Source organism: Acinetobacter sp. CWB-B33 (assembly GCF_039655955.1).
Lineage (GTDB): Bacteria > Pseudomonadota > Gammaproteobacteria > Pseudomonadales > Moraxellaceae > Acinetobacter > Acinetobacter bouvetii.
Genome location: NZ_JAGFEU010000008.1, coordinates 86,731 through 111,430, shown reverse-complemented (window position 1 = coordinate 111,430; position 24,700 = coordinate 86,731). Strand labels below are relative to the sequence as shown.

Genomic DNA, 24,700 nt, shown 5'->3' with positions numbered 1-24,700 from the left:
TTTAAAAAGCTCCCGATGGGGGCTTTTTTTTGTGTGAAATTCAAGGTACATATGATGATTAACATATGAAAAAGCGCACGGCTATGGAAATGCACAATATTCCTTTTGGAATAACCAACTGGGACACAGTAGAAACCGAACGCTATGAAGGTGAAAACGGCTATGCGCTTTGGCGCACCCAGCGCTTTGGCACAATCCGGGTCAGAATTGTGGAATATTCCGCAGGCTATATGGCAGACCATTGGTGCAGCAAAGGCCACATCTTATTTTGCCTGGAAGGTGAACTGCTGACCGAACTGAAAGATGGCCGCCAGTTCACATTAACGGCGGGCATGAGCTATCAAGTGGCAGATAATGCGGAAGCGCACCGCTCCTATTCTCAAACCGGCGCGCGTTTATTTATTGTGGACTAAGCGCAGATTCACCATTTTACAGCGCATCCTGGCTGAAGCTTTGCTATAGTTGAAAAATACACAGCTCTCTTGCCCTTTTGTTCTATGCACTTCAATTCACGCTATTCATTACTTCCAGCCAAACTGTATCACCATCAGCAGCCTTTGCCATTAAAAGGCGCTAAGGCGGGCCATTTCAACACAGCGCTAGCAGATCAGTTGCAGTGGTCTAAAGAAGATAAAAAGTCGTGGGTTGAAATCTGCAGCGGTCAAAAGACCTTTGCTGAATTTGAACCGCTGGCCATGGTGTATGCAGGCCATCAATTCGGGCAATGGGCCGGTCAGTTGGGCGATGGCCGCGGACTGCTGATTGCACAGATTTTAGATCAAAACAATCAAACCATTGACCTGCATCTTAAAGGCGCAGGCTCTACGCCTTATTCACGCATGGGCGATGGCCGCGCGGTTCTGCGCTCTGTGATCCGTGAATATTTGGCGGGCCATGCCTTAAACAGCTTAGGCATTCCTTCCAGCAATGCCGTCGGCTTCACCAGTTCTGAACAAGGTGTACAGCGTGAAAAATTAGAGCTGGGCGCGATGATGCTGCGCACCTCTGACTGCCATATCCGTCTCGGCCATTTTGAATGGATCAATCAATATCAGGGCGATTTGCTGCCTGAGTTTACCCAGAAATGCATTGAATGGCATTATCCGGACTGCCTGAAAGCCGAACAGCCGATACTGGCTTTTGCCGCGCAAGTCATTCAGCGTACTGCCGTGATGATTGCCAAGTGGCAGCTGGCGGGCTTTGCGCATGGCGTGATGAATACCGATAATTTAAACATTACCGGCTCGACTTTGGATTTCGGCCCCTATGGCTTTATGGAGCGTTTCCGTCCGAACTGGATCAACAACCATTCAGACTACCAAGGGCGCTATACCTATCAGCAGCAGCCGAGCATTGGGCATTGGAACTTATGGCAATGGCTGAACAACCTGATTCCGCTCTGCCCTGCCGGTTATGACAAAGAGCAGTGGAAAGAAGATTTGGCGCAATGCCTAGCGCATTATGAGCCGACTTTCTTAGAACATTATAAAATGGGCTTGGCACAGAAAATGGGCCTGCCGAGCTTCCATCAAGACAGTTTTGACTGCGCCATGGCCTTTTTACGGATTTTGCAAAGTGAACAGCTGGATTACACGCAAAGCTTTATCCGCCTGCAAAATAAAGAATACGAAGCCATAAAAGATGACTGCCTAGACCGCCATCAATTTGAGTTATTCTTAACTCAGTACGAATCTATCCGTGACCACCAAGATACTGAGGCGCTGGATGCCGCAATGGCGAAAGCCAACCCGCACTATATTTTGCGCAATCATATGGCGCAGAAAGCCATTGAACTTGCGGAACGTAATGATTTTTCTGAAGTCGAGCGTTTATTTACGCTGCTGAGCCAGCCATTTACCCAACAGCCTGAGCTAGAAAGCACAGCTGATTTAGGACCGCTGCCAAGCGATGTGCCTGAAGTGATGGTGAGCTGTTCTTCTTAACATTTATCCACAAATACATCGCTAAATCAGGTCAGAATTGTGGATAATTTAGACATTATCCACAATCAACCTAACTCATAGCGCTTGGACGGATCAAATTAAAATAGCCAGTATGAACAGAAAGCATCTCTTTATTTTAGCCGGCATATTGCTCATTTGCTTATTTACAGCCTATGCCGTTTATCAAAAATACAATAAATACCTGCCGACATCAGCCGGTGAAGTTTCGTTTCCTGCACCGCTCACTGCGGTACAAATACAGTCTATTCGTCAAAATACCCCAATTGACAGCATTCATGTCTACAAAAGTCAGCGCTATTTGGTCTTGCAGCATCAGAATAAAATCGTTCGCCGCTATCCCATCCGCCTCGGTTTTGCGCCTACGGGCCACAAAGTCCAAGAAGGTGACGGAAAAACGCCTGAAGGGCGCTATGTCATTGATTGGCGCAATCCTCAAAGCGCTTTTTATAAATCACTCCACGTTTCCTACCCCAATGCCAAAGATCAGCTAAAGGCGCAGCAGCTGGGGGTTTCCGCTGGTAGAGACATCATGATTCATGGTTCCGCCACGGCTAGACAAGTCAAGGTTTTGCCCAACTTGATGGGTTATTTCCCGCAAAAAGATTGGACGTGGGGCTGTATTGCTGTGCGCAATATGGATATAGATGAAATTTGGCAATTGGTGAATAATGACACGGTGATTGAAATCCATCCATAATGACTTTAACTCATGGCATATTCATCTTTAAATGAAAAATAATTATGACCGAATTACATACATATGCAGCGGAAGTTGCCCTTGCCCTGCCCGAAACCGCATGCAGCCAGCCCTTTGGTGAAGGCTGTGATGTGTATAAAGTCATGGATAAAGTTTTTATGCTGAGTTTTCATTTAGAAGGCAAAGCGGCCATCAATTTAAAAGTGCGGCCAGACCATGGCGCAATGCTGAAAGATATTTATCCCTACATCCATGCGGGCTGGCATATGAATAAGCAGCATTGGATTTCAGTCTTTGAACATGACGAATTAGATGAGGGCTTAGTGCAAGATTTGGTGCTGAATTCTTATGAATTGGTGGTGTCAAAGCTCAAAAAAGCTGAGCAGAACAGAATTGCCCTGCTCCGCAGGATATGAATGAATTTTGATTTCTAAGCAGAAATTTTATACCTAATAACTAAGTAGAAATACCCTATACGGGCATTTCTACTTAGGAACGATAGTAAAAAATTAAAGTATTAAGCTCTCATTTTTACTATTATTTATTAAAAATAATAGTTCATTCTTAATAAATAATTTCGCGGAGTTCCAGGCATTGAATTCGAACGCCAGTATTCTTTATCCGTTAAATTATTCACAGCAATTGTCGCGCCCCACTTATCATCCTTATAGCCAACAGCGGCATCTAAGCGTGTCCAGCCTGGCATTTTTGTGGTGTTTTTATCCGATGTGAAATAAGAACCCACATAGGTTGCGCCTAATTCGCCATACCATTTTTCCACAGGTAAATAACGTACAAATAAGTTTCCTGTATTTTCAGATATTCCAGGTAGCTTTTTTCCTTTTAAACGCTCTTCTTCTTTGACCGTGGTGCGGCTATCACTTTTCCATGTGGCATCGGTATAACCATAGCCGCCCCGCACATATAGATTATCTAATACTTGGCCAATAAAACTGAACTCGACGCCTTGAGACTGCTGCTGTTGCCCAACTTCCCAATCATTTGGCCGTTCTACAGCATCCGGCTGGTAGCGGATATTATTTTTCGTAATGTCATATACAGAAAGCTGCGTATTTAAACGGCCATCCAGCCAGTCACTCTTCACCCCAATTTCATATTGTTCATTAAATTGCGGCTCAGCGTCATACAGGCTTGGATCTATACTTGCACTCACCCCGAGCAGGCCGCGGCCGCCATAAGGGGAGAAGCTTTTACTATAAGAGGTGTAAAAACTTTGGCTTTCAACCGGTTGCCAAACAAAACCAATATTTGGACTTAAACTGTCATCGCTATATGAGCGTTTACTCTGATTGCGCACATCATTGGTCGAAAAATCATAACTGTCGTAGCGGACACCCAACATCATTTTATATTTTTCATTGAATGAAATTAAATCTTGCAGAAAGAAGCTTAGGGAGTTTGCATCAGTTTGACTGTGTGAAGTTTCTGCTGGGCGTGAGCCGTTGAGTGTTTTCCAGCCAGAAGATAAAGAGCTGTCCGAAGTATTGAATGGATTGACATAGCGATAATAGAGCCCTGCTTTGTCACCGCTTGAATAATTTCCAAGAATTGGCTCTCTTTTTTCATTTGACCAATCGCTGCCGAACATAACTTTATGTTCAAGAACGCCTGTTTTAAACAGCCCAGTAATATCAAAAGTATTCATGAGTGTTTTATTGGTTGTTTGCTGCCAAGCGTAACTTTGACGGATTTTGCCTTTCCAATCACATGTCTTGCCATCACTCAGCAGACCTGCGGCTGAGCACCATGTTCCGCCGAAAAAGTTATCAAAATCTTGAAAAGATTCACGATGGCTTAATGCCCAATGAAATTTCCAATCCGGCGCAAACTCATATTTAACATCGGTTCGAACGGATTTTGTTTCATCAACAATATTATCATTGTTTCCGGCAAAACCGGTTTTAATCGAAACACCAGCAGGCAAGTTCTCATAACTTGGCCCGCGATCAGGCGTTCTGTTTAAATTGTCGTAAGTAAATTCAGTGGTCCAAAGCAGTTTTTCATCATCACTGCGATATGTGACACTTGGCGATAACATTTCTTGCTGAAAGCCAATCCCGGAACGGAAACTATTGCTGTCCGATTTTTCGCCGACTAAACGCACAGCCCAGTTATCATTCAGCGCTTTATTGATATCAATGGTTCCGCCCACATTGTCATAAGAGCCAACATACGCCCCGACTGAACTTGGCGAATCAAAATTGGCAACCTTAGTGACCATATTAATCACACCGCCGCCAGCGCTGCGTCCATAAAGTACTGAAGCTGGACCTTTTAAAATTTCGATCCGCTCAACATTTGCCGTACTGCGCCGATATTGACCGCTTTCACGAACGCCATCCCGATAAATATCGTTGGTATCGGCATTGAAGCCGCGGATAGAAATTCCATCATTTCGGGCATCATAACTGGTTGAAACACCCGGTGTTCCCTGCAGCATCACACTCAAATCGTTTGCGCCATATAATTTATATTTAGACACATCAATCGTATCTACCGTTTGTGGAATATCTTTCTTATCTAAACCATTCCGCGTGACATTGGCTTGTTTATAGTCCACATAGGTTTTTATAGGATCTCCCTCCGCCATGGCTTCAATAACAATCGTGGGAAGAGTTGCTGATGCTTTAAGATTGACATTCTCTGTATCAGCCAATGTTACAGAAGAGACAAAAAGAAACCCTGAAAAAATCATCATCAAGGCTAAAGTATTTTTGGCGTAAGGCATAAGTCACAAACGATAAGGAGAATTATTATCAATTATATTAAGATTTACTACACAATTACAATAGACTGCTTCTGATTTGTTATTGGATCTATAACTTAGTTTTGAAGTTTCTCTATGATTAAAATAATGAATGATATAAGGGTTTATTGATATTTTATTTTAATAACAATGACCTGCATATAATCACCAAAAAAACCGCATGCTGAAACGGAATTTACACGAATATTGAAATAATATGCTTTATTTAATAACAATTTATAAAAGATTTCATTAGCGCGATTGAGCATCCATTAATGTACAAAAAAAGAGCTCATCCATGAGCCCATTTTTATTGCTGTTAAGCCTTCTTCGCCTGCATGATTTTAAACAAAACAAACAGCAGTAAAATCCACACCGGCAGCATCAGCACCGACAGCATAAAGCCCTGCGTCCACATAATGTAGAGAATCATCAGCATAAATGCCAAAACAAAGTAATTGGTAAACGGCGCAAATAATGCCGGAAACTTGGTCTGTATACCCTGCTGTTTCATGGCTTTTCTGAATTTTAAATGAATCAAACTGATCAGCATCCAGTTCAGTACCGCCGCAGCAACCACAATATAAATCAGATAGCTCAATGCTTTTTCAGGCAAGAAATAATTCAGCAGCACACAGCCAAATATCAATAAGGCAGAAAATAAAACCGCCGCAATTGGTGTACCGTGCTGATTCACCTGCGTAAACACTTTTGGCGCATTGCCCTGCTCCGCCAAGCCCAGCAGCATCCGGCTATTGGCATACATCCCGCTGTTGCAGACTGACACGGACGCCGTCAAAATAATAAAGTTCAGCAAATGCGCCGCCCAGTCAATCCCCATCTGCTGAAAGATCATCACGAACGGGCTATGATCTAAACCGCCCAATTCCAGCTGATTCCACGGCACCAGTGACAGCAATACCGCTAAAGAACAGATATAAAACAGGAACACCCGAATGACCGTCTGATTCACCGCTTTAGGAATGTTCTTTTCAGGATCTTCTGTTTCAGCGGCGGCCATGCTGATCAGCTCAATGCCGCCAAAGGCAAACATCATAAAGGCCAGCATATAGAACAGCCCTTCAAAACCATGCGGGAAAAATCCGCCATGCGTCCATAAGTTGCTGATGGATGCCGTTGAACCGGCATCCGCCGTCATCAGCAAATAAACACCGAAAAGAATCATGGCGACAATTGCCACCACCTTAATCATTGACAGCCAGAACTCAGATTCCGCATACAGTTTGACATTGGCTAAGTTAGACAGCGTGATGACTGCAAAAAACACCAGGACTGATACCCATGCTGGAATATGCGGCCACCAGTAATTGACGTATTTGCCAATGGCCGTCAGTTCGGTCATCACCACCAATATATAAAGGATCCAGTAGTTCCAGCCGGTTAAAAAGCCTGAAAATCTGCCCCAATATTTAAAGGCGAAATAGCTGAATGAACCCGTTACAGGCTCATGTACAATCATTTCACCCAATTGGCGCATAATCAAAAAAGCAATGAGTCCGCCAATCATATAACCCAAAATAATTGATGGGCCAGCAGACTCAATAATATGCGCTGAGCCTAGGAACAGTCCTGTGCCAATGGCACCGCCCATGGCAATCAATTGGATATGGCGATTCTTCAAGCGGCGCTGAAGTTGGGGTGTTTCGCTGTTCAAAACAAACTCTAATCGTGGATAACACGTGAATTGTAAATACTAAGCGCCTTACGGCCTAGTCCGCTAATCTTAAGGAATGCCTGCTTTTTGCTCAATTCTTAAAAATATTGTTTTAAATAAATAAGTTAAAAATATTCAAATAAACCGTTTCCTCATCAATTAAATTGTTGCTGAACGAATAAAGTTGAAATCCCTACTCTGCCGCATTAAAAGCATCGTGATAGGCAACCTCGCCTTGTGGAAAAGTCCCCGTAAAAGAAATCGCCTGAAAATACTCCTGCGGCACATCGGGTAAAATCAATCCCGAAACAGGTTTAAAGCCAAAGCGTGCATAATAATTCGGATCACCCAGCAGCACGCAGCCTTTTGCGCCTAAAGCTTTCAAGCGCTGCAAAGCTGCATGCATCAGCATTGAGCCGATGCCTAAACCCTGCTTATCGGGCAACACTGAAATTGGCCCTAAACCATACCAGCCTGTTTCCCCCGAGGAAATACGAACTGGTGAAACGGCAACATGCCCGACAATCGCATGCTCTTCTTCTGCAACCAAAGACACGGTTAATTGCTGCGCATTTCTCAGCTGATTCACAATAATATGCTCTGTATGGCTGGTGTGCTCTGCATGCAAAAAAGCCGATTTTGTGAGCGCTTCAATGGCTGCAATATCAGCCAATGTTTCATCTCGGATGGTTATATTCATTGTATTCTCCTGTACAAGTTTTTCGTTCATGCCTTTTTCTTTTAACATTCTTCTAACAAAAAAGCGGATCAGTTTTCCCCCCAATCCGCTTTTCATCATGACCCTAAATACAATCAATCTTCAGGATATTCAAAACGGTACCCAACCCCATACACCGCTTGAATCCACTCATGGCGGTTGCCGGTTTCAGCGGCATCAGAGATTTTACGGCGCAGGTTTTTAATGTGGCTGTCAATTACCCGGTCCGCCACTTCAAAGCTGTCCGGATTAATATGATCCAGCAATTGCGCACGTGAGTACACCTGCCCGACATGCTCTAAAAACAGCTCCAGCAGGCGGAATTCCGTAGGCGTTAAATTCAATGACTTTTGCTGATACCAAATGCGCTGCTGGCCTTTATCCATGCGGAATAAATCATTGCTTTCGGGTTCAGCCTTTCGCTCTAAACGGCGCAGCACCGCCTGCACGCGGGCAACCAGTTCTTTCGGACTGAACGGCTTGCAGACATAGTCATCCGCACCCATATTCAAGCCCAGCACACGGTCGATTTCTTCGGTGCGCGCCGTGACCATAATAATCGGCAGGTCAGACTGCTCGCGCACTTTGCGGCACATGGTCAGCCCGTCCATGCGCGGCACCATCAAATCTAAAATCATCAAGCTCGGCTTACGCTGCGTAAAGCTGTCATATGCGTCCTGACCATCATGAAACATGCTGACTTCAAAACCAGCAGCTTCTAAATAATCACGCACCAGTTGTGCAAGTTCTACTTCATCTTCAACCAGCATGATGTGTTTCATGTAGATATCCTTAATGTTTCATCTGTTTCGGAAAAGTCAGCTTGCAGCGCAAACCGCCCAAGGGTGAATGCTCAAAACTCAATTCACCGCCCATGGCTTTCGCCATTTTGACAGACAGCGCCAAGCCTAAGCCTGTACCGCCCGTTGCACGGGTGCGGGAATCATCAACACGGTAAAAACGCTCGCCTAAGCATGACAGCTGTTCATCCGTCAAACCGAATGGGCTGTCATCCACATATACCGTCCACTGCACAGCATCCTGCTCAGTATGCACATGCACTGCGCCGCCTGTTTCAGTATAGCGGATGCTGTTGCCCAGCAAGTTCACCATAATTTGCTTAAAGCGGTCTATATCCAATTGCAATACGGCGCCTTGGCCTTCGGCCGTCACGCTTAAGCCGGCCTGCTCAAACTTCGGCTTAAAGTTCTCAATTTCCTGCAGTACAGCATCCCAAGGGTTCATCTCCGCAAAATAGCACTGCAGCTGCTGCGCTTCCGCCTGCGCCAAATCTGCCAAATCCTGGGTCAATTTTTTCAAACTGTTGACCTGCCTCAGCATGGAGGCAAAATGTTCTGGCGTCGGCTTGCGGATGCCGTCCTGCATGGCTTCAATTTGCGCCTGTAAAACAGCGAGCGGCGTTTTCAGTTCATGCGAGGTGTCCGCCACCCATTGACGGCGTGATGTTTCGTGCTGATCCAGAATAACCGCCAGCTGATTCAGCTCATTGGATAAATCACCCAGCTCGTCATTGCGGTTGACCTTCACCTGATGCTGATAATTGCCTTTGGTTAACTCACGCGTACCGTTCAATAAGCGCTGAATCGGCTTTTTAAAATAAGTCGCCAGCAGCAGGGATGCAATCAGGCTGGCAAAAAAGGATAAGCCATACACCAGCAGCAGATAGCGCTTCTGTTTGCTGAAAAAGTTAATGCTGATTGCATCATCCTGATTCAGTACAGGCTTTAAGCCAAGATAGCCGACCACTTGATTATTCACCAGAATCGGCCGATAAGAAATCTGTTCCTGCGTCGGCTCACCGACCACAAATTGACGCTTGGCGTCATACAAAGATAAGCGTGAACTTAGGCCCAAACGGTCTGGCATCTGAATAAACTGTTTTTTGCCGCCGCTGTTTTGCGGCAGCGCAATATTGCCGCTCTTTTTCGCCTCTTTCGGATCTGCCGGCCGGAAAACATTTTGATTTGCGCTCAGCGGAAATTTCAAGCCTTCAAAAGGCTGAAATGCCGTAGGCAAATTACGTTCAATAAACAGCTGCTCTTCTGCGTCTGCAGCGCTTCTGGCTGGATCTGCCGCGTTGTTCAGAACGGTGCCTGCAGCCATTGAGTGCTCTTTAAAATAGCGCTGCTGCAGTGCGATATCGTACTGGCGGCGCAGCCACCAGTGTGACAGCTTGTCATAGTCATCAGGGCCGGCTTCACCCTCAATCTGCAGAATTTGCGCCTGAATGGCATTGCCCCAGTCATGATAAACCACATAGACATCGGCCAAATTGCCAATCAGCCCGTCCAGCTTCTGCATTTCCACATCCGCCACATATTTGGTGAAGTTGCGCTGCATGTTCCAGTGAAGCACGCCTAAGCTGACCGTAGTGATGAGCAAAGTCGTCAGCAGTACAGTCAGAAATAAGCGCAAGGCAATAGGCACACGGCGGATGTTCAAAAGAGCTACTCTATTTTTTCTATCTTGATTATTGTAGCGAACACGGCTTCAAAAAACCCTCCATTGTTTCTTCATCTTTATTATTTAATCTTATCTGCAGCAAATAATACTCATCCCGCGTTGGAGACCATCTAATGAATCACATGACAAAAATAGCTTTAGCCGCTGCCGGCATTTTATCTATGGGCGCCCTGACTGCATGCCAATCGACAAATACTGCAAAAGACACTGACCATCCGCAAAGAATGCACGGGCAAAAGCATGAACGCCATATGACGCCGGAACAGCGCGAACAAATGCAAGAAATGCGCGCTGAACGCCATGAAGTGATGTCTCAAATTAAGCAAGCCTGTGATGGCAAAGCTGCAGGCGCTGCGGTACAAGTCAAAGCGGGCGGCCAAACCATTAACGGCACGTGCGCCATGGTATTCAGCATGGACAAGCCTGAACGCGACGAATATAGCGGCAAGCGCGGCGAACACGGTCCAATGGGCGCCGATCAGCCTGAACGTGGTGAATTCCGCGGCATGCACATGCAGCGCGGCGAACCGCTGACTGATGCTAAGCGTGCAGAGTTAACCCAGCAATTCGATCAGCGCCTTGCAGAGCGCCAGGCAAAACAGCAGGCAATTGCTAAAGCCTGCCTAGGCAAAGCCAATGGCGCAGCGGTGCAAATCAAAGCAGGCGCGCAAACCATCAATGGCAAATGCGAAGTCCGCTTCCAGCCCCAAATGCCTGCTCAGCCGGCTGCCCCTGCTCCAGTAAAAGCATCATAATTGCTGCTGGCAAAAATTAAAGGCGCTTTATGCGCCTTTTTTAGTGGACATAACTTTTTACGTTTTTTGACTATTTGTGTCATTTCAATTCATCCAAAACCGTTTACACTCAAGACACTTAGCATTTTCAAGACATAAATCTTTGACTTTACAGTCACCAAGAAAACCCTTAGAAAAGCTTGTACCTTATTAGAAGATGTTGCACGATTAAGCCATTCCAATCCGTGTCAATGAAGACACGTTTTTTATGTTTCTTAGGATTATAAACTGGTTAAACCAGTATTGAGGAAACCGATATGCCACAATACAAAGCGCCCTTACGTGATATGCAATTCGTACTGCATGAGCTATTGAATGCAGAAGAGCACTATTCTAAATTGCCTGCATTTCAGGAAACCGTAAGCCGTGAATTGGTTGACCAATATTTAGAAGCTGCTGCTGACTTCTGTGAAAACGAATTGTCCCCAATCAACCAAAGCGGCGACCGCGAAGGCTGTACTTGGAATGATGGCGTGGTCACTACGCCGACAGGCTTTAAAGAAGCGTATCAAAAATATATCGAACTCGGTTTCCCGTCTCTTTCTGCTGAAGAACAGTACGGCGGTCAAGCTTTGCCTGTTTCGCTGGGCAACGTGATTTCAGAAATGGTCGGTACTGCAAACTGGTCTTGGGGCATGTACCCTGGCCTGTCACACGGTGCAGTCCGTACTTTAGAACATCATGGTTCTCAAGAACAAAAAGATGCCTACCTGCCGAATCTGGTTTCAGGTGTTTGGACAGGCACAATGTGCTTAACTGAATCTCATGCAGGTTCTGACCTCGGCATTATCCGTTCAAAAGCTGAACCGCAAGCGGACGGCAGCTATGCCATTACTGGTGAGAAAATCTTTATCTCTGCCGGTGAACATGACATGGCGGAGAACATTGTCCACATTGTACTTGCCCGTCTTCCTGGCGCGCCTAAAGGCACCAAGGGGATTTCACTGTTCATCGTGCCGAAATTCAATTTAAATGCTGACGGCACCATCGGCGAGCGCAATGCTGTGCGCTGCGGTTCAATTGAACACAAAATGGGGATTCACGGCAACGCAACCTGCGTCATTAACTTTGACAATGCAAAAGGCTTCCTGATCGGACCTGAAAACCGCGGCCTAAACTGCATGTTCACGTTCATGAACACTGCGCGTATCGGCACAGCTGTTCAAGGCTTATCAGCTTCTGAAGGCGCCTTCCAAGGTGCGCTTGCATATGCAAAAGACCGTTTGGCGATGCGTTCACTTTCCGGCCCGAAAGCGCCTGAAAAAGATGCAGATCCGATTATTGTCCACCCTGCTGTGCGCAACATGCTGCTGACGCAAAAATCATTTGCGGAAGGCGCGCGCGCATTAGTTTACCTGCTGTCTTTCCATGCAGATATCGTAGAGCAAGGCGCAACGGAAGAAGAACGCAAAGCATCGGACAACATTTTGTCATTGCTGACCCCGATTGCTAAAGCATTCTTGACTGAAACAGGTTCTGAATCTGCGAAGCACGGCGTTCAAGTGTTTGGCGGCCACGGCTTTATTTCAGAGCACGGCATGGAGCAGATCGTACGTGATACACGCATCTCTTGCTTGTACGAAGGCACCACTGAAATTCAAGCGCTTGACTTGTTAGGCCGTAAAGTTTTGGGCACTCAAGGCGCAATGCTGAAAGACTTCACCAAGATTATTCACAAATTCTGCGATGCAAACAAAGACAACGCTGCCATGAAAGAATTTGTTGAACCGCTGGCTGCTCTGAATAAAGAGTGGGGTGAGTTAACCATGCAAATTGGCATGAAAGCAATGCAAAATCCGGAAGAAGTCGGCGCTGCTGCAGTCGATTACCTCTACTTCTCCGGCTATGTCACGCTTGCGTACCTTTGGGCGCGCATGGCGCTTGTAGCGCAGGAAACACTGGCGGCAGGCACCACTGACGTTAATTTCTACAACGCAAAAACCACGACTGCACGCTTCTACTTCAAGAAAATCCTGCCTCGCGTTCGCTCACATGTTGACGTGATTGCAGGTGGTGTAGAGCCGCTGATGTCTTTAGATGCGGAACATTTCGCATTCTAAGCTGAATATCTGAACAATATTCAAAAAACTGTACTCAACAGTGCAGAAATAGAGAAAGGACGGTCATAGCTTTGGCAGTCCTTTTTCTTTATAAAGATATCAAAATTTAACTTTCCGCTGTCTGACAGCATGAAGTTTCATGTATTAGACCGAATTGAATCAAACAATAAACAGGTGACACTATGCCAATTTATAACGCGCCTCTTGCTGATATGAAGTTCATCTTGAATGATGTTTTTAATGCAGAAAAGTTCTGGCAAGCCAATGAAAACCTTGCGCATGTCGATGCCGCCACTGCTGAAGCAATTCTTGAAGAAATGGCGAAGTTTGCTCAAAATGTGACTCATCCGCTGAACCGTACGGGCGATGAAGAAGGCGCAACATACAGCAATGGCAATGTAACCACACCTGCTGGCTTTAAAGAAGCGTTTAAGCAATATGCGGAAGGCGGCTGGATTGGCTTGGCGGCTGACGAAGAATGGGGCGGCCAAGGCATGCCGAAAATGCTGACCGTGCTTGCAGATGAAATGCTGTTCGCAACCAACCCATCATTCATGCTCTACCCGCTGCTTTCTGTCGGCGCAGGCATGGCCTTAAACAGCTATGCATCGCAAGAGCAAAAAGAAACTTACCTGCCAAAAATTTACTCAGGCGAATGGTCAGGCACCATGTGCTTAACGGAACCGCATGCAGGTACAGACTTAGGCATTATCAAAACCAAAGCTGAACGCAATGAAGACGGCACCTATAACATTACAGGCACCAAAATCTTTATTACCGGCGGTGACCACGATCTTGCTGAAAACATCATTCACTTGGTTTTAGCGAAAACGCCGGATGCGCCTGCGGGTTCACGCGGTATTTCATTGTTTATTGTGCCGAAATTCCTTGTCAATGCTGACGGTTCTTTAGGTGAACGCAATGCGGCTGGCCCGGGTTCGATTGAACACAAGATGGGCATCAAAGCGTCTGCAACTTGCGTGATGAACTTTGACGGCGCCAAAGGCTACTTGGTGGGCAAAGAAAATGAAGGCCTGGCGGCCATGTTTGTAATGATGAACTACGAACGCCTGTCGATGGGTATTCAAGGCCTAGGCGCATCTGAGTTTGCCTATCAAAATGCAGCGCAGTATGCGACAGACCGCCTGCAGGGCCGCAGCGCGTCTGGTGTACAATCGCCTGCTAAGCCTGCGGACAGCATTTTGGTTCATGGCGATGTGCGCCGCATGCTGCTCAATGCGCGTGCCAACAATGAAGCGTCACGCGCATTTGCTGTGTATGTCGGCCAGCAGCTGGACATCACCAAGTTCTCTACAGATGCTGAAGCGGTGAAAAAAGCCAATGACCGCGTTGCATTGCTTACGCCAATTGCGAAAGCATATTTGACAGACACCGCTTTTGACGCAGTGATTGATGCGCAGATGGTCTTTGGCGGCCACGGCTTTATCCGTGAATGGGGCATGGAACAGTGTGTTCGCGATCTGCGTATTGCACAGATTTACGAAGGCACCAACGGCGTTCAGTCACAGGATTTAATCGGCCGTAAGACCATTAAGTGCAATGGCGAATTTATTGCGGAATATATTCAGGAAATCCGTGATTTCACCAACGGCTTAGATGCTGATCTGAACTTTATTAAAGATGCGACTTTAGATGCAGCGGCTGAAGTAGAGTCGGTAACGCAGTATGTATTGTCTGCAGCGCGTGAAAACATCGAGTTCTCTAACTCTGCAGCGGTAGATTACCTGCATGCTGTCGGCCTATTGAGCTTCTCTTATATGTTTGCCCGCATTGCCAATGCAGCGAAAGATAAAGACGGCGAGTTCTATCAAAACAAACTGTCGCTTGCCTTGTACTTTGTACAGCGCATTCTGCCTGAATTGGCAATGCGCATTACCAAAATAAAAGCTGGCCCAGAAGTCATCATGAACTTCTCTGAAGATTACTTCACCAATCAGGCTTAATTTTCATCCAAGTCTGCGAAGTTAAAAAACGCCCGATACGTCGGGCGTTTTTTTAACGGTATGATTATTCCTTTGGGTAAAACGTCCTCACCGACTCCGCCATTTCAGGATTTGATGTTTCCAAAGCCTTCGCTACCCTTTCAGCATCCACAGCACTGCGGTTTTGACTGACCTTAAACTTGCCGATGATTGAAGCGATTTCAATCTCAATTGCAACAATCTTCTCTAATTGCTCTGCTATAAAATCATTTGGCGCATCGCCCATTTTCCACGGCACAGGCTGAGTGGCTTCATGCCTGCGGGTCAATCGCGCCAAAATCCCGCGCAAATGTTTTTCATCCGTGACTTTACGAATCATGCCTTTCACATGCACCACACGGTAATTCCACGTCGGCACTACACTGTGATGCTCCTGTTTACCTTCATACCAATTTGGAGAAATATAGGCTTGATCAGCATGAAAAATCACATAAGCCGATAGCGCATTTTGCAGCAAAGCAGATAAGGGATTGGCTTTGGCCATATGTCCTCGAAGCATCCCCTTTGCGCCTGCTGAACGGTCCAGTTCCAGCGGAATATGATTGGCTTCAATTTCACCCTCATGCACCACCATCACACTGGCGAATGGATTCGCTTCAATGCAGTCAAAAAGCTCAGTTAAATTTTCCTGCTGAAAATGCGCGGGCAAATACATTTTTTATTCTCAAGACTGGTAAAACCACAACAAAATAACATTAAAAAACATGATTTTTATATCAAAAAAACATCTTTTCCTATTCATGTGCATGAAATTTGCTTATGTTTAAATGAATGAAAACCGTAAAGAAAAATAGGAGGAAACATGACCCACCGTGATCCCAAGTTTGAAAAAATTGAAACCCTCCTCGACCGTTTTGGCAATATTGCCGTAGAAAGCTTTCACTACATCGCATTATTTATTATTGGCTGTATGGTCATTTGGTCTGCGGGCCATACCGTGTTTGAAATATTGACGGTTAAACAGTTCGCAACCATTGATGATATTCTTCTGCTGTTTATTTATTTAGAGCTCGGCGCGATGGTGGGCATCTATTTTAAAACCAACCATATGCCCGTGCGCTTCCTGATCTATATTGCCATTACCGCCTTGACCCGCCTGCTGATTTCAGACATCCAGCACGATCATAAAGCCGATATGGATCTGGTGATTATTACCGGCTCAATTTTAATTTTAGCCGTCGCTATTTTGATCGTCCGCTATGCATCATGGACCTTCCCATCGGTGATCCGTGACAAACATTCAGACAAACCGCTTCCAGAAGGCAAAACCCCGCGCCCGCAGGATGATGAGCTTGCTTAGTGTTTTGAAGCCCCTCTTTCATAAAGAGGGGTTTGGGGGAGATTTAATGGCTAATTTTCATGCCACTATAAAATGTCATTTCAACATTATAAAAGAAATACAGAATTAACGGTTCGGCACCAAAACATAACGGCCATTTTCAAAAATCCAGTACATGCCGGTAGGCGGCGCCGGCAGCCCGATACGGCGCCAATCCGTAATGACCGACTGCGTAGAGCTTTCAATATGCGCCACATTCGGGTCTCCATTCACCCAGCTGTAGCTTTGAGAGTTTTGAATAATGGTCGTTGGCGCCTGATAGTGAATGCTGACCCCATTATTGATTTGCGGCGGATAGGGCCGGTTTGGGTAAGGCGGCCAGCCCGGATACGGGCGGTTTGGATAGTTTGGACGGTCATTGGGGTAGCCATTTTGATGAAATGGCGGGCGATGCTGCTTTGAAATATCCACACCGCGGTAATTCCCCCATTGATTTTCCGCCATTGCTGAAGCGGATGCGCCTAAGAACATTAAGCAGCCGGCAGCCCATGCAATTGTTGCTTTCATGCGGAACTCCAAACACTGTATTTATGGTTTATTTTACTCCCCAGTTTAAGATAGAAAGTGAATAAAAATCCAGCGAATGCAAAGTTTTGTAAAGCAGCGAAATACTCTGTTCATCGGTGCAGACAAATTAAGAAATGCTATGGCTTATGCTAGAATGCCATTTTTGTTACTGAGTCATCCATTGTGGCAGAACTGAGTTTTGATCGGCTGTATGAATATTTCTGCAAGGTTCCAAGTGTGCAGAAGAATTTAATTGATGCTTATGGCACCGATGGCCAAAAGGCCTGGTGGTTCAAATTTCAAATTAATATTGAACACCCGCTGGCATGGCAAACCGTGCAGGAATTGGGGCATGTCCTGAATTACATCTCTAAAAATGAACGCCTGCCGACACAATTTTTGCCCGTTTCACCGCCGCCCTATATGAATGGTGAAGCCAAAGAGTTTCTGGCTTGGGTCATTCAATGCAACCATGCCGATTTCCCGCCAGATGTGGTCTGTGACTGGCTCGAAGCGCGCCTGCCCAATCCAGTGGAAGATGAAAGCAAGTGGAAAATCAAAACCGATTTGCATGAACTGGACAAAATCAGCGACAAAGACTTAGATCAGATGTTGCCGCCCAATCCTGAGCCGAAGAATTAAATCTCCCTAAATCCCTCTTTAAAAAGAGGGACTTTCCTCCCTGAGCAAATTTAAAGCTTGCTCAGGAGAAGGAACTCCTTCTCCCTTTGGGCGAAGGTTGGGATGAGGGAAAAATTAAAACGTCGACAGCCCGCTCCACTCCATAAAGCGGTACAGCGCATATTTCAGCTTCGATTCGTCGGCATATTTAGGATATGGCACACTGATTTGACGGTTATTCAAATTCGCCCATGAGCTGTCAAAATACTGCTGCGCATCTTTAAACACCGTATCTTGAGGCTTGCCGAGCACCCGGAAATCTGTTTCCAAGTTATAGTTTTTCAGATTGCGTGCAGTAAAGTTGGCCGAGCCTAAAATTAATTCCGCCTGCTGCGCGCCCGTTTTCAAAATCATTTTGCTGTGGCACTGTTCGCCCCGAGTATCGCACCAGCGCACCGCTACACCGGCATCATTCAGCTCTGACGCCACCTGACGGTTGGGAATGCCATTTTTTTGACGGCCAAACGCATCTTTATTCGGGTCCAGCAGCACGCGGACATTGACACCGCGTTGATGCGCAGCGATCAGGCCTTTGACAATTTTGCGCTCTGACAGATAGAACATGGCTAAATCAATCTGCTCTTTGGGCTGCGCAGAATCAATCAATTTCAATACGGCATCATAGATGGCCTTTTCAGTCAGCACCTGCACTTGCGGCTGATCTTTTGCATCCTCAAACTCCCCCATAATCACCACAGGCATATTGGCTTTGGACATGATGCCGACAGACTGCTCCGTTTTCAGCACATCAATGGCGGTATTGCCCGTCACTGTCAGCGCCACATTGGAATGGCGCGAACTGCCGTCGTGCGGATTCATCGACGTGACTAAGGTTTTCCAGCCTTCTGTAGTATCCACCACAATGCTCTTGCGGTGATTGGCTTTGAAATTAAACAAATCCATATAGCTGCGGACAGTAATTTTTTCACGGCCAAAGGGGTTCGGCAGCCAGCCTTTTTCAGCATTGTTGCCAATGCCCTGACAGCATAAATACCAAAAGCCAGACCATGCGGGATTTGAGGCGCGCAGCGGCGTTAAATCAGTTTCAATAACATCAATGCCAGCTTGACGCAGCTGATGATACTGTTCAGCGTATACCCCGCCATAAACAGAGTTGATCGGGTCGGTAATAAATTTGATTTCGATATTCGGAGTGTATTTGCGTTTTTCAATCAGCGCATCCGTCAATTGCTGCATCAGCGCCTGATGCTTGATTTTAGAATTTCCAACTTCCTGATTAAACAGGAACATATCCAGTACAATTGTGGTCTGCGCCTGATCAATCAAGCTCAGCATCTGCTTGAAAATCTGCTGATCGAGCTGCTGCTTGCCTTCAGCATCCAGATAGCTTTGATCCGCGGTAAACTGCACTTTGGCATGCCTCAATTTGCCTGTGTAATTCAAACCCTCCGGCAAGGGCTTATAGACCTGATAAATTGCAGAAGAAAGATAGCCCAAGGCCAATAAACCAATCACAACACCAAAGTATTGGCGGCGTGACCAATTTAACTTGCTGTGAATTCGCTCAATAATACGCATAATAAAAAACCTAATCCAATGCGCTCAGACTAGGTTTTATCATGCGAATTTTCAAGAGGATTTCTGTGATTTGGCCTGCGGCTGCAGGCCAATTCAAGAAGATTTAGAAACCCAATTCAACGCCCACGCTAAAGTTTCGGCCGATTTGAGGGATATTCGACAAGAAAGACGCATGTGAATAGACCTGATCATCCAGCAAGTTGTTGGCATTGAAATACACGCGGTAATCATTGCCCTTCGCATATTGCCCAGCATAGGACAGGCCCACATTCACCATATTGTAGCCTTGCGTTTCCTGCTCATAGTCAGCGAATTTATCCTGCTGAAAGACATGATAATATTCCGCCATGCCGGTCCAGCCATCGGCAAAGCCGGCATTGACTTTTGTGCCTAAGCGCCCTGCAGGCACGCGCGGCGCATTGGCGCCGTCAATTTTGCCGCGCACATAATCGCCGAATAAGCCGATTTTATACATCTCATTCACTTGATAGCCGGTTTCCGCTTCCAGACCGTAAAATTTGGCTTTATCCTGGGTGTAATCGACCAAACGGAAATTGTCATGCTGGTCTGTCGTGGCTGCATAAATGTAGCTGTCATACCAGTTATGGTAGACATGCACGTGATAATCCAATTTGTCCGCTTCATAGTGCAGGCCCAGCTCGAGATTATTGGATTTTTCCGCACCGAGGTTTTCATTGCCGCGCTCATAAGTATTGGTGGCAAAGTGCTTGCCGTTGGCGTACAGCTCCTGCGCCAAAGGCAAGCGTTCTTGATGCGAGGCTGCCAATGATAATGTGTAGTCTGGCGCAAAGGCCCAGTTCACAGCGCCTGAATAGGAAATCGCATAATCGCTAAAATCTTTTTGCATTGAATCAATATCAATTTTCTGCTGATCCGCACGGGCGCCTAATTCCACATGAAAATCGCCGATTTGCTTATGCTCTAGCCCGAATACGCTCCACTTTTCCGTGGTATTGGGGTTCATCAATGACTCTTCACCCGTAATATTGAGCTTTTGACGGTTATACTGCGCGCCAATTACCCCTTCCCAATCTGCAATTGGATTATGCACCAACTCCAAACGCGCATCATAACCTTGGCTTTTAAAGGTGGTCATGACTTCGCTTTCTTCAACTTCATCATGCTTATAGTCGGTAAAGCTGGCATGCGCGCGCAGTTTTTGAAAGCCTTTAAACGGTTCCGCCAGTTCGGTGCGCAGGTCATAGCGTTCAGATTTTAAATCGACCCATGGCCCGCCATGCTCTTCCTCATCATGGTCATGGGAGCCGCCTGCAGCATGCACATGGCAATCCAGTTCATCGCCATGCGGATGGCAGTTTTCATATTCATGGCTATGGCCTGGCAAACCGTATTGATCTTCCCGGCGGCTGTAAGACAGGCCGACAAAACCGCGGTCATGAATCCATGAACCGCCAATATTCACAGTTTGCCCTTCTGCAAAAGTGTTGTCTACACGCCGCTCCGGCACCTGCTCGACATGTTCTTCGATCACGCCATTGCCCAAATCATGTTCATGTGAATGCGTATGCACATAATCCGGCGCAATATAATTATTGGCTTTGCGCTTTGATCCTTCAACACGGATTGCAAACTGATCGCCTAAGGCGGCTGTTACACCTGCACTCGCCAGCTTTTCATCATTGCCCGAGTTATAGCGCAGCCCTGCCTGGCCTTCATAGCCTTGATCCGGCATGTGCGTTGGAATTTTCTGATCCGTGACATTCACCAAACCGCCCACACTGCCGGCGCCATACAGCAGTGTCGATGGGCCGCGGATAATCTCCACTTGTTTTGCCAAAATCGGATCTACGGTCACGGCATGGTCTGGCGACAGCGCAGAGACATCTGCGGTTTCTGAAGCATGCTGCAGCACTTTAACCCGCGGGCCATCCTGACCGCGGATCACAGGGCGGCTGGATCCTGCACCAAATTGATTAGAAGCCACACCCAATTCACCCGCCAAAGCATCGCCAATGGTTGCTGGCCGCTCAGCTAATTTTTTTTGACTGACAATACTGTCTGCAACTGCAAAATCCGCTGCGGTCTGCTCTAGCGGATGCGCCTGCACATGAATGGTTTCCAGCTGCTGCACTTGAGCCTGAGCAGCATCTGCAAAAGCAAAAGGCGCTGTGGCCATAAGAATGGATGCAGTGATTAAATTTTTTTTAAAGATATTTTCAAAGGACATGGACAGGGCTCAAACAGGCTGCTTCTTAATTAACGTTATAATATAACATTTCAATATTTTTGCAATAAAAAACATTCCCCAGAACCTGCATCGATTACACTGCTGAGCTGACTGCTCACTCTAATCCTCAGGATTCATTTTTAAATCAATGCCTTTCACCATTTCTCATGCTGTTCTTGCGCCGCCGCTGTCCAAGCTGACAGGCGGCCGCTTGCCAATATCCGCCTTAGCGATTGGGACAATGGCGCCTGATCTGTTCCGCTTATTTACCAATGCTGATTATGACGACTCACATCAGTGGTCAGGTTTAATCTTTCCGAACCTCATACTGGGACTGATTTTATGTTTGCTTTGGTATGTCCTGTACCGCCCAATGCTGTTCGCTTTTTTTGGCCTAAACAAACCGCTCAAAATTTACGGCTTAAATCAGTTTTGCGGTTTTATCATCAGCCTCATCGTAGCGCTGCTTGTAGGCACATCCACACACCTGATTTGGGATGGCCTGACGCATGTCGACTTTCGCACCTTTGCATTTAAAGATATTCTGATGCAGCCGATTCATCTCTTTCAGCACACTTATCCCCTGCACCGTGTACTGCAGATTGGAATGTCCGCGCTGGCGCTTCCACTTTTAGCCTGGATGATCTACCGGCACCACCTGCATTACCGCAGCCGGCCGGCGGTACATCGCAATATCAAAATTTATGTCTATGCTTTGTCTGCACTGTCACTGCTGGCGGGCATCGTCAGTTATTTTTATTTTGCTGAAAGCGTGTATTCAGAAGCATTTTCACATGACCTATATGCCTATGTCGGCAAATCGATTAATTATTTTTTCCGCGCATTTTTGGGCATGTTTACGGCAGGCAGCATTATTTTCGCCATCCTAAAATCAACGTCAGATATTTTTCAAAGCCATCCCGACAACTTGCGTGCAAACAAATAAAAGCAGGCAATTTTTAATGTTTTAAACTGAAGTCCCTGTGACAAAATGCCCAAAAAGAGGCATAATCTTCCCCTTTGTATAAAAGCGGTACGCTGTTTACGTATACGCTGACCTTAACCCATATAGTTGGATTTCTAACGCTATGATGCGAACTCATTACTGCGGTTCTTTAACCGAAGCTCAAATTGACCAAACCGTTACATTATGCGGTTGGGTTCACCGTCGCCGTGACCACGGTGGTGTAATCTTCCTTGACATGCGTGACCGTGACGGCCTTGTTCAAGTGGTTATCGATCCAGATACCCCAGAAGCTTTTGCAACAGCTGACAAATCACGTTCAGAATTCGTATTAAAAATTACAGGCCGTGTGCGCCGCCGTTACGAAGGTACTGAAAACGCAAATATTACCAGCGGTCAAATCGAAGTTTTGGGTAAAGACATTGAAGTTCTTGCCGCTTCTGAAACTCCGCCATTCCCATTGAATGACGAAAATACCAATATTTCTGAAGAAGTACGTTTGAAATATCGTTTCCTCGATATTCGTCGTCCAGAAATGTTAGATCGTTTACGTTTCCGTTCTAAACTTACTAACCTGATTCGTAACTACTTCGAAGAAAATGGTTTCTTAGACGTTGAAACACCTATTTTGACTCGTGCTACGCCTGAAGGCGCACGTGACTATTTAGTACCAAGTCGTGTTTCTAATGGTAGCTTCTACGCGCTTCCACAATCTCCACAATTGTTCAAACAGTTGTTGATGGTTGGCGGTATCGATCGTTACTACCAAATTGCGAAATGTTTCCGTGATGAAGACTTACGTGCTGACCGTCAGCCTGAATTCACACAAATCGACGTTGAAACATCGTTCATGAGTGACGATGACATCATGGATTTGATGGAACGTTTAACCGTGAAGATGTTCAAAGAACTTCTAAACGTTGAATTCGATAAATTCCCGCGCATGACATACAACGATGCTATGCGTGACTATGCATCTGATAAACCAGATATGCGTATTCCTTTGAAATTGGTTGACGTTGCTGACATGATGCAAGACGTTGAGTTCAAAGTATTCGCAGGTCCTGCTAAAGATCCTAAAGGCCGTATTGTTGCCCTTCGCGTACCGGGTGCAGGCGCGCTTCCGCGCAGCCAGATTGACGAATACACTAAATTCGTTGGCATCTACGGTGCGAAAGGTTTGGCTTACATCAAAGTCAACGAACTTGAAAAAGGCATCGAAGGCCTTCAATCTCCAATCGTTAAATTTATCGAGCCAATCGTGCTTGATTTGTTGAAACGTGTTGGCGCTGAAAATGGCGACATCGTCTTCTTCGGTGCGGACAAAGCCAAAGTTGTAAACGATGCAATGGGCGCTTTGCGTATCAAAGTCGGTCACGACATGAAGCTTGCAACTTGCGAGTGGGCGCCGCTTTGGGTGGTTGACTTCCCAATGTTTGAAGAAACTGATGATGGCAAATGGACATCTGTTCACCACCCATTCACATTGCCGAAATCAACTGTTGAAGAAGTGAAGAACAACCCTGGTGAAGCGCTTTCAGTTGCTTATGACATGGTATTGAACGGTACTGAAGTGGGCGGCGGTTCACTGCGTATCTTCAACCTTGAAATGCAAAAAGCCATCTTTGAAGCGCTGGGTATTTCTGAAGAAGAAGCCGAAGAAAAATTCAGCTTCTTGCTCAATGCATTGAAATTCGGTGCGCCTCCGCACGGCGGCTTGGCATTCGGTCTTGACCGTTTGGTGATGCTGATGACCGGCGCATCTTCAATCCGTGACGTGATTGCATTCCCGAAAACCAAAACTGCTGAATGTCCATTGACTCAAGCGCCAGCGCCAGTTGAGCCAAATCAATTGCGTGATCTTGGTATTCGTTTACGTGAAAAGCCAAAAGCGGAAGAAGCTAAATAATATTTAGTTTTTCATGTAAAAAAGCCCTGCAATAATGCGGGGCTTTTTTTGCAAATTTATGCTGGATTGTGATCAAAACCTATCAGTGGCATAATAGCCACCACTTTCCACTTTGCTGTGAATCTCTCCTATGGCTATGCGTCCTGAAGTTCGCCGTCGTGCAATTGTCTTAATTATTTTTGCTGTTGTGCAATGGGTTTTTATGCGCTACATCGTAGACAATCAGCTGTTCAATTTAACCACCTACAACCGCATTTTGATTTTCTGCGTCAGCAGCTTGGGCGGCGCATTGCTGATCTTTGTGGGGTTGATTTATATGGTGCTGAAAGGCAATGCGGATAAGGAAGAATAGTTCAACTGTACTGCCGTGAAAATTTTATCAATGAACAC

Annotated in this window: 21 protein-coding genes; 12 read left to right on the top strand and 9 right to left on the bottom strand. The window is 46.1% G+C overall.

The window, feature by feature from the left end; all coding sequences use genetic code 11:
* Nucleotides 1-83: 83 nt before the first annotated feature.
* The 4 genes from JZ784_RS16845 (at nucleotide 84) to JZ784_RS16830 (ending at nucleotide 3,077) form a co-directional block, all read left to right on the top strand.
* Nucleotides 84-413: a DHCW motif cupin fold protein gene (locus JZ784_RS16845; RefSeq protein WP_346315716.1), complete on the top strand. Its 330-nt coding sequence runs from the start codon at nucleotides 84-86 to the stop codon at nucleotides 411-413.
* Nucleotides 414-497: 84 nt separating this feature from the next.
* The gene (locus JZ784_RS16840) at nucleotides 498-1,943 is read left to right on the top strand and encodes a protein adenylyltransferase SelO family protein (protein ID WP_346315695.1); all 1,446 of its coding nucleotides are present in this window, start codon (nucleotides 498-500) and stop codon (nucleotides 1,941-1,943) included.
* A gap of 112 nt (nucleotides 1,944-2,055) precedes the next feature.
* Entirely contained in the window at nucleotides 2,056-2,661 is a 606-nt protein-coding gene (locus tag JZ784_RS16835; RefSeq protein ID WP_346315694.1) for a L,D-transpeptidase family protein, read from the top strand.
* Nucleotides 2,662-2,705: 44 nt separating this feature from the next.
* Nucleotides 2,706-3,077 (top strand): MmcQ/YjbR family DNA-binding protein, encoded by a 372-nt coding sequence (locus JZ784_RS16830; protein WP_346315693.1) that lies wholly within the window; start codon nucleotides 2,706-2,708, stop codon nucleotides 3,075-3,077.
* 128 nt (nucleotides 3,078-3,205) lie between these two features.
* Here the strand turns inward: JZ784_RS16830 and JZ784_RS16825 are convergent, their stop codons facing one another.
* From JZ784_RS16825 to baeS, 5 genes are all read right to left on the bottom strand, one after another.
* Nucleotides 3,206-5,410: a TonB-dependent siderophore receptor gene (locus JZ784_RS16825; RefSeq protein WP_346315692.1), complete on the bottom strand. Its 2,205-nt coding sequence runs from the start codon at nucleotides 5,408-5,410 to the stop codon at nucleotides 3,206-3,208.
* 337 nt (nucleotides 5,411-5,747) lie between these two features.
* A complete protein-coding gene (locus JZ784_RS16820; RefSeq protein WP_346315691.1) occupies nucleotides 5,748-7,103 on the bottom strand; it encodes an amino acid permease in 1,356 nt (451 codons plus the stop codon).
* Between the two features lie 193 nt (nucleotides 7,104-7,296).
* On the bottom strand, nucleotides 7,297-7,803 hold the full coding sequence (locus tag JZ784_RS16815; protein ID WP_346315690.1) for an N-acetyltransferase: 507 nt from the start codon (nucleotides 7,801-7,803) through the stop codon (nucleotides 7,297-7,299).
* Nucleotides 7,804-7,916: 113 nt separating this feature from the next.
* Nucleotides 7,917-8,603, bottom strand: a complete 687-nt coding sequence (locus tag JZ784_RS16810; RefSeq protein ID WP_005012719.1) for a response regulator — start codon at nucleotides 8,601-8,603, stop codon at nucleotides 7,917-7,919.
* A gap of 10 nt (nucleotides 8,604-8,613) precedes the next feature.
* Nucleotides 8,614-10,284 carry a sensor histidine kinase efflux regulator BaeS gene (gene baeS / locus JZ784_RS16805; protein WP_346315689.1) on the bottom strand — a complete coding sequence of 557 codons (1,671 nt, stop codon included), beginning with the start codon at nucleotides 10,282-10,284 and terminating at the stop codon, nucleotides 8,614-8,616.
* A 134-nt stretch (nucleotides 10,285-10,418) separates the two neighbouring features.
* Here baeS and JZ784_RS16800 point away from each other — a divergent pair, with 134 nt between their 5' ends.
* The 3 genes from JZ784_RS16800 to JZ784_RS16790 all read left to right on the top strand — a co-directional run bounded on the left by JZ784_RS16800 (nucleotide 10,419) and on the right by JZ784_RS16790 (nucleotide 15,123).
* Nucleotides 10,419-11,060, top strand: coding sequence for a hypothetical protein (locus JZ784_RS16800; protein ID WP_346315688.1), 642 nt, complete (start codon nucleotides 10,419-10,421; stop codon nucleotides 11,058-11,060).
* Between the two features lie 296 nt (nucleotides 11,061-11,356).
* Nucleotides 11,357-13,159 (top strand): acyl-CoA dehydrogenase C-terminal domain-containing protein, encoded by a 1,803-nt coding sequence (locus JZ784_RS16795; protein ID WP_005012714.1) that lies wholly within the window; start codon nucleotides 11,357-11,359, stop codon nucleotides 13,157-13,159.
* A 182-nt stretch (nucleotides 13,160-13,341) separates the two neighbouring features.
* Nucleotides 13,342-15,123 (top strand): acyl-CoA dehydrogenase C-terminal domain-containing protein, encoded by a 1,782-nt coding sequence (locus tag JZ784_RS16790; RefSeq protein WP_346315687.1) that lies wholly within the window; start codon nucleotides 13,342-13,344, stop codon nucleotides 15,121-15,123.
* Between the two features lie 64 nt (nucleotides 15,124-15,187).
* Here the strand turns inward: JZ784_RS16790 and JZ784_RS16785 are convergent, their stop codons facing one another.
* Entirely contained in the window at nucleotides 15,188-15,817 is a 630-nt protein-coding gene (locus JZ784_RS16785) for an FMN-binding negative transcriptional regulator (RefSeq protein WP_346315686.1), read from the bottom strand.
* 147 nt (nucleotides 15,818-15,964) lie between these two features.
* Here JZ784_RS16785 and JZ784_RS16780 point away from each other — a divergent pair, with 147 nt between their 5' ends.
* Nucleotides 15,965-16,462, top strand: a complete 498-nt coding sequence (locus tag JZ784_RS16780; protein WP_346315685.1) for a phosphate-starvation-inducible PsiE family protein — start codon at nucleotides 15,965-15,967, stop codon at nucleotides 16,460-16,462.
* 105 nt (nucleotides 16,463-16,567) lie between these two features.
* Here the strand turns inward: JZ784_RS16780 and JZ784_RS16775 are convergent, their stop codons facing one another.
* Nucleotides 16,568-17,008: an RcnB family protein gene (locus JZ784_RS16775; protein WP_346315684.1), complete on the bottom strand. Its 441-nt coding sequence runs from the start codon at nucleotides 17,006-17,008 to the stop codon at nucleotides 16,568-16,570.
* Nucleotides 17,009-17,191: 183 nt separating this feature from the next.
* Between JZ784_RS16775 and JZ784_RS16770 the strand changes: the two genes are divergently transcribed.
* Nucleotides 17,192-17,650: a hypothetical protein gene (locus JZ784_RS16770; protein WP_346315683.1), complete on the top strand. Its 459-nt coding sequence runs from the start codon at nucleotides 17,192-17,194 to the stop codon at nucleotides 17,648-17,650.
* A 114-nt stretch (nucleotides 17,651-17,764) separates the two neighbouring features.
* Here JZ784_RS16770 and JZ784_RS16765 read toward each other — a convergent pair whose 3' ends face one another.
* On the bottom strand, nucleotides 17,765-19,228 hold the full coding sequence (locus JZ784_RS16765; protein ID WP_346315682.1) for a phospholipase D family protein: 1,464 nt from the start codon (nucleotides 19,226-19,228) through the stop codon (nucleotides 17,765-17,767).
* A 103-nt stretch (nucleotides 19,229-19,331) separates the two neighbouring features.
* Entirely contained in the window at nucleotides 19,332-21,437 is a 2,106-nt protein-coding gene (gene znuD / locus JZ784_RS16760) for a zinc piracy TonB-dependent receptor ZnuD (RefSeq protein ID WP_346315681.1), read from the bottom strand.
* A gap of 148 nt (nucleotides 21,438-21,585) precedes the next feature.
* On the opposite strand from znuD, the gene JZ784_RS16755 reads away from it, so the two are divergent.
* The 3 genes from JZ784_RS16755 to JZ784_RS16745 all read left to right on the top strand — a co-directional run bounded on the left by JZ784_RS16755 (nucleotide 21,586) and on the right by JZ784_RS16745 (nucleotide 24,662).
* Entirely contained in the window at nucleotides 21,586-22,383 is a 798-nt protein-coding gene (locus JZ784_RS16755) for a DUF4184 family protein (protein WP_346315680.1), read from the top strand.
* Nucleotides 22,384-22,525: 142 nt separating this feature from the next.
* Nucleotides 22,526-24,310 carry an aspartate--tRNA ligase gene (gene aspS / locus JZ784_RS16750; RefSeq protein ID WP_346315679.1) on the top strand — a complete coding sequence of 595 codons (1,785 nt, stop codon included), beginning with the start codon at nucleotides 22,526-22,528 and terminating at the stop codon, nucleotides 24,308-24,310.
* Nucleotides 24,311-24,440: 130 nt separating this feature from the next.
* Nucleotides 24,441-24,662: a hypothetical protein gene (locus JZ784_RS16745; RefSeq protein WP_005012693.1), complete on the top strand. Its 222-nt coding sequence runs from the start codon at nucleotides 24,441-24,443 to the stop codon at nucleotides 24,660-24,662.
* Nucleotides 24,663-24,700: the final 38 nt, after the last annotated feature.